General features: G+C 46.1%; 5 protein-coding genes. All 5 read right to left on the reverse strand.

Translation table 11 applies throughout. The features are described 5' to 3' along the window. Positions 1-193: 193 nt before the first annotated feature. Positions 194-1,885, reverse strand: coding sequence for an RAMP superfamily CRISPR-associated protein (locus K4A83_RS21730; protein WP_265266806.1), 1,692 nt, complete (start codon positions 1,883-1,885; stop codon positions 194-196). After that, the gene (locus K4A83_RS21735; protein WP_265266808.1) at positions 1,886-2,302 is read right to left on the reverse strand and encodes a hypothetical protein; all 417 of its coding nucleotides are present in this window, start codon (positions 2,300-2,302) and stop codon (positions 1,886-1,888) included. A 158-nt stretch (positions 2,303-2,460) separates the two neighbouring features. Next, on the reverse strand, positions 2,461-3,354 hold the full coding sequence (locus K4A83_RS21740; RefSeq protein WP_265266809.1) for an RAMP superfamily CRISPR-associated protein: 894 nt from the start codon (positions 3,352-3,354) through the stop codon (positions 2,461-2,463). A 56-nt stretch (positions 3,355-3,410) separates the two neighbouring features. Further along, positions 3,411-4,493 (reverse strand): type III-B CRISPR module-associated Cmr3 family protein, encoded by a 1,083-nt coding sequence (locus tag K4A83_RS21745; protein ID WP_265266810.1) that lies wholly within the window; start codon positions 4,491-4,493, stop codon positions 3,411-3,413. Between the two features lie 183 nt (positions 4,494-4,676). Next, positions 4,677-5,153: a hypothetical protein gene (locus K4A83_RS21750; protein WP_265266812.1), complete on the reverse strand. Its 477-nt coding sequence runs from the start codon at positions 5,151-5,153 to the stop codon at positions 4,677-4,679. Positions 5,154-5,304 lie beyond the last annotated feature (151 nt).

The following is a 5,304-nucleotide window of genomic DNA, read 5'->3' on the forward strand; positions in this document are numbered from 1 at the left end:
ACAAATTGTCATGCTAAGAGTGATCCCTGAGCCTTAGCTAAAGAGTCGTGCTTCGCTGTTTCTATACTGGTCGGGTTTCATCCCGTCGGTAAAACCGAGGGTCTTCACCCGACATTGCAGATAAACTAATGCGGTCATTTGTGTTTAATCCTTCTGTAGAATGAGTGGTTTGAATAGAAAGCGGCTTAACCGCTCAACGGGGACGAACTCCGAAAAGATGCACCGCACCGTCAATTCTGGCTAAATCTGTGAGAAACTGCGATCGCAAATGTCCAGTATTCGGTGTTTGTCCTCCCATAAACAGGCAAACCACCTCTTGACAGTCCGTCTCGGCTTCTCGATTGGGAATCGTAACCCGTTTAATACTGACCCAAGAACAGTGAGAATTGCCCCCTCCTGCCGCATTTCCCCCGACATCTGACTTGCGTTTATAGGTGGGTTGATAAATCAAGTTCACCCCCTCACCACGAGTCTCTTGGGGGTTGGTAAATTCCCAGTTCATCTCAGCCTGATTTACAGGATCTTCCACTGGTTCAGGTACCAAATAAACCGCGCAACTCCGAGGAGAAAAAACCTCAGCCTCTGGATTTTGATTCGGTCGAAATCGTTCAGCCCATTGTTGCTGCACAGCCTCAGACCATTTTTGATAAACACTGACCCACTGTTCGGGTTTCAAAGCAATACCAAACCCTTTAGTTTCACCCTTAACCTTATGAGTTAGCACAACATGACTCCCTCTAGCGGCTTCATAACCTTTGTCGGTTCTAAAAATATGCAAAGGTCTACGCCATCCCCGTCCCACACCTCCCACCATTGCCCCAAACTTCAGTACAGGCAGAATAATGTGATTGAGAATCTCTTGAGGGGCAGTCACTTTAAGTTGTCCTTTCCAAGTATAGAAATAAGGATCTTTTGTAGATTTCTTTCCCCAAGTCTTACTTTTAATTAACTCTATCCGCACACAGCCCTTTTGTCCCGTTGGTTCGAGAACTCCTAATAACTCCCCTAGGGTTTTTTTCGCATCCTCTTGTGACATCACCCCCAACAAAAACCGTAACATCCAAGAACGCAACCATCCCCGCCAATGAGAAGGGCGTAAAACAGGCTCTTCAGGATCAACTCCATAACACCCTTGACTATACAGCTGAAACGTCAAAACTTTAGTCTTACAGTTTGGATCAGGGTCTGGTTTAGGTGCATCTTGATCTCTCGACCTCATCGCACCATATCCTGAAGCAGTACGACTTCCCACCCCATACAAGGTCAAAGCTTGTTGCACCCATCCCCACACCTCATCAACCTCTTCCGGTGTTACTTTTTTACTAGGAATGCCACGAATAGCAACCCTAACAGGAATTGGCTTTTCTCCATCTCCAAGGGTATATAAAGATAAGGGAGTGGATTGATCTTGATGGAAAACTTGAAAGGTTTCTTGGGGGTTAACAATATCTAACGTTAAGGGTTCAGGTTGTTCCGGCCAAGCGTCTAAAAATTCAATTTTACCTGAATAAATTTTGTCATTGGTTTGATAGCCCAATAATTCCAGCATTCTGGGTTTAATTTCAGGGCGTTTTTTTGCCCATTCTCGCACAATTCCCCGGATACAAGACCCCGGAATATAGCCATTTAAAGGCAATTCATCTAGTTGTTGAAGATTTTCCCCGACATTACGTTTATTTTCCGGTCGCCATCCTGCACCTTGCCCCGTTTTCCAACTGCCACAAGGTTCACCTGCGGAGACAATTGTTTCAACATCAGGATGGGGAAATGAGCCAACTTTTGCCCGCCATTGAATGGTAAATTTACCTGACTTAAATAGACCGGGGTGGCGCGTTTGATCTTGTTTTTCAAGCAGGTCTACTAATCTTGTCCCACTATACATCATTTAGTCTCCTCTTTCTGCATAGGCTCTTGCCCAAAAATTCCAATGTTTAGATAAGGTTAGGACTCTACGCCATTGGGCTATATATTCAGGAGAGTTGTTCTGTGCCAATTGGGTTACTTGTCGCATCAATTCTGCTCGGTTTGGGTTGGTTTGTGCCATAAATTGACCTAAAAGAGACTCCCAAACCGGAACGGTGCGCTCCCGAACCTCTCCCCTTTGTTCGTTGGATTGGTTGACATAACCCACCGCAGAAAGTAAACCAAATACTCGCAAATGTTGGGATAATCGCAAAACAGCCGTTACATCATTTTTCGTCAATTTACTTTGATGTCGCGTTCTCAAATAGGCCTGAATATGACTATGGGCGAGTAAACTGGTTTGTTCCGGTTGAACTTTGATAGTTGGTTTACTATTCAATCCAGTCGCAGGATTCGTAGAAGCTGGTGCTGGTGATGATTGAGTAGAATTAGATGCTGGATGAGCCGATGCAGGATTTGGTGAAGCTTTTTGCGAAGGTTGTTGTTTATACCCAACACCTTTAGCGGATTTTTTTGGCTTGTTACCCTTCGACATAATTAACCTCCGACAGTAGCTGTTTGTTGAGTGTTTGTAACAGGAGAGTCTGTATTTGTGACCCAACTATGCGCCCATCCTCGTCCTACATTGGCTTGCCCTCCCACTTGAATTAATCCGGTGAGAATATCCATTAAAAGATCATGGTGAGCCGTGGTTAAAGTTGTATCTTTCAACAAACGATAGCCCCAAGGATAATAGAGAATTGTGTCCCTTGGAATGCAAACATCTGTCCAGAAAATCTCCGCAGAACCCGCCGTTCCTGCTCCGTCATTATCTTCTTGAATTTTGTTGCGAATCTGAGTCCAGAGGGAATGTTCCATTAATACTTGAAAGTCGTTATCAGGTAAAACTAAGCGATTATTACTCCAAGTGGGTTGAACTGCACTACTCAAGGCAGATGGCCAATTTCCGGCTAAATTAATGGCTTGTTTTTGCCCTTCATCTAATTTTGAGACTTCAATTTGAGCGTCTGCTACTTCATAACGTCCCGTTTTTGTTCCCACAGGTTTGGAGGGGAAAAGAACAGGAGAATTTCCAGTTAAAATGGCATGGTCACGAATCAGGGTATGACAACTAACCCAAGTAAAAACATCCCCAGCTTGACTGGACATGGTACGCATAGGAATCCACAGCAAACGAGCATCTCCAAACCACACTTGATGAACTCCCATTTGTCCATCATCATCTAATTCTTTGCCAAAGAGAATATTAGCGGCCGTTTCATCCAATTGTTGGACTTCGTTCCGTAATCCTCCCCGTAAGGAAGAACCCGGCACATAGGGGAAATCGGTATGCACTTCACGGGCAATTTCTAGAATGTTTCCTAAATCCCCTTCTCCTCCACAGTGAATAGGAGCAAGACTGTATAAGTAACCAACACGAAAATCAGTCATTTGTGTTTAATCCTCAGCGACAGTGAATAAACTGTATTCAGACAACTCACGCCTCTTTAATAGGCCATCCAAAGCAATTCGGAATAACCTAACTTTTGCGAACGTTGGGCTTTCGGGTTGTCTTGAAACAAACTTTGGGGGCGTTCGAGGTAGTAACAACTCCCCGGAGGGGCGGCGAAGACTTGGGGGGCGGGAATACTTTTCTGCTTGTTGTCACGAATGCGGCCATTAATGGGAATCGCCCGGTCAGTTGCTACACTCACTAAAGGCCCTCCGTTGGGTGTGCCGTTTTCTGGGAGATCCCACTCCCAAGGCCACGCCCGACAGCGTGCTTGTAGCTTGCCTTGGCGACACTTTTTGGGGTGTTCAAAAACGCCGGGAGTGACTAAATAGGCGATCGCCTTTCCCCCTCCCTCAAAATTTTTCTGAGAAATTTCTTGAATCGCCTCCCACTGTTCCCCCACAGTTTTAGGGGCTTCTTCCACCAACACCCGATGACCTTCTCCCCCCAGTTGTACCGTAGTGGGACTGTGGGGAATTTGCTGCTCTAAACCAATGGCTAAACCCCATCCGGGCTTCAGACGCACCGCATTTTCCACAAAGTAACCATCGGCATCTTTCACTTGTCGGGTTCCGGGGGCGATCGCATTATGAGAACGAGACTCCACCTTCCACGGTTTCCCATCCTCCCCCTCCTCAAGTCGCCAGTCCTTCTCCTCCAGTGGCTGATTTTGTAGAACTTTCTGCACCACTGAACTCGGTAAATAAGGCCGCTCACCCGACTTTTTAGGATTAGAGTCCTTCTTCTTAAACTGCACCAAAGGAGCCGGGAGACTCTCATCCCACAACATAAAACGAGCCGGATGTTCTGGATGCGTTTCCTGCAACCACGGCACCGGAATCAAACGCTCATCCTTCACATAACCCAACGGTCGAGGAAAATACAACTCCTCCCCATAACAGAGAAACGGCCCCCGTAACTTCAACGTAGCATTGCCTAAAACCCCCCGTAAAGCCCCAGCAAGGGTGTGTCCGTGAGGAGGAAAGCTCCCCCCTGCCCAAGCCCGTTCACCCGGCGTAAAGGGCTTGGCATCGCGGAATAAGAGAACATCAAGCGGGGTGAGAATATACCAGTGCATTATTGTAATTTCCCGTTCATTGAATCAAAACAATTAAGATGGTTTTTCTGGATAGAATCGTAGAAAAAACTTAGACCCAAAATTTCCAGAATTTATCGTTTTGCGTAGGGGCGTATCCCATAGGCCCAGCACAAGTTTCCTTGTTGGGTTTCGCTGTCGCTCCACCCAACCTACAAAGTCCCGTCATTTAATCTCACGACTTCTGGTAACAAAAGCCGCTAACTTTAACCAGTTTTTCACCTCCTGCTCCAAATCTTTGGGTTTTGTACTTGACCAAACTTCTCCCAAAAACTTCGCTAATTTTTTCGTGAATTCCTGCTGTTTTTCCTCCCCCTTAAACACCTCCCGACGAGAAACAAACGCCTGCACCCACGGTTCAATCGCCGTCTCCTTCGGAATAGGATGTTGTTCCCACAACTGCGCCGCCCCCTCAAATAAAGCAGGTTCTAAACCCAAAGCTAATAACTCCCGCCACTTTTCAAACGTCTGAAACTTACTCGTGGCTTTTAACACATTGCCATTGCCGTAAATCACCCGCACCTGTACCGCATCTTTCTTAATCTCCGTCCCATCCTGTTCATAAACATGAGCTTTCGCCTCATTTTCCGCTTCCCAGAGGTTTTCTAAAGCAATCGCCAACGGCACACTATGATGAGCCATCACCACCCCAAAACTAATGGTTGCATCCAGAAGTGTTGAATCGGTACTTATGAACTAGGTAAAAATGGACATAGTAACCCTGTCAAGAGGTAAATTTAACCAGGTGGGACTAGCTCTTTAAACCAGTGTACATAGCTAATTTTTTGGCACA

This window comes from Spirulina subsalsa FACHB-351 (genome assembly GCF_026130165.1).
Lineage (GTDB): Bacteria > Cyanobacteriota > Cyanobacteriia > Cyanobacteriales > Spirulinaceae > Spirulina_A > Spirulina_A subsalsa_A.

Coding starts and splice junctions, on each gene's coding strand:
- K4A83_RS21730 (WP_265266806.1), bottom strand. CDS start 1,885: ATGATGTATAGTGGGACAAGATTAGTAGACCTGCTTGAAAAACAAGAT.
- K4A83_RS21740 (WP_265266809.1), bottom strand. CDS start 3,354: ATGACTGATTTTCGTGTTGGTTACTTATACAGTCTTGCTCCTATTCAC.
- K4A83_RS21745 (WP_265266810.1), bottom strand. CDS start 4,493: ATGCACTGGTATATTCTCACCCCGCTTGATGTTCTCTTATTCCGCGAT.
- K4A83_RS21750 (WP_265266812.1), bottom strand. CDS start 5,153: ATGGCTCATCATAGTGTGCCGTTGGCGATTGCTTTAGAAAACCTCTGG.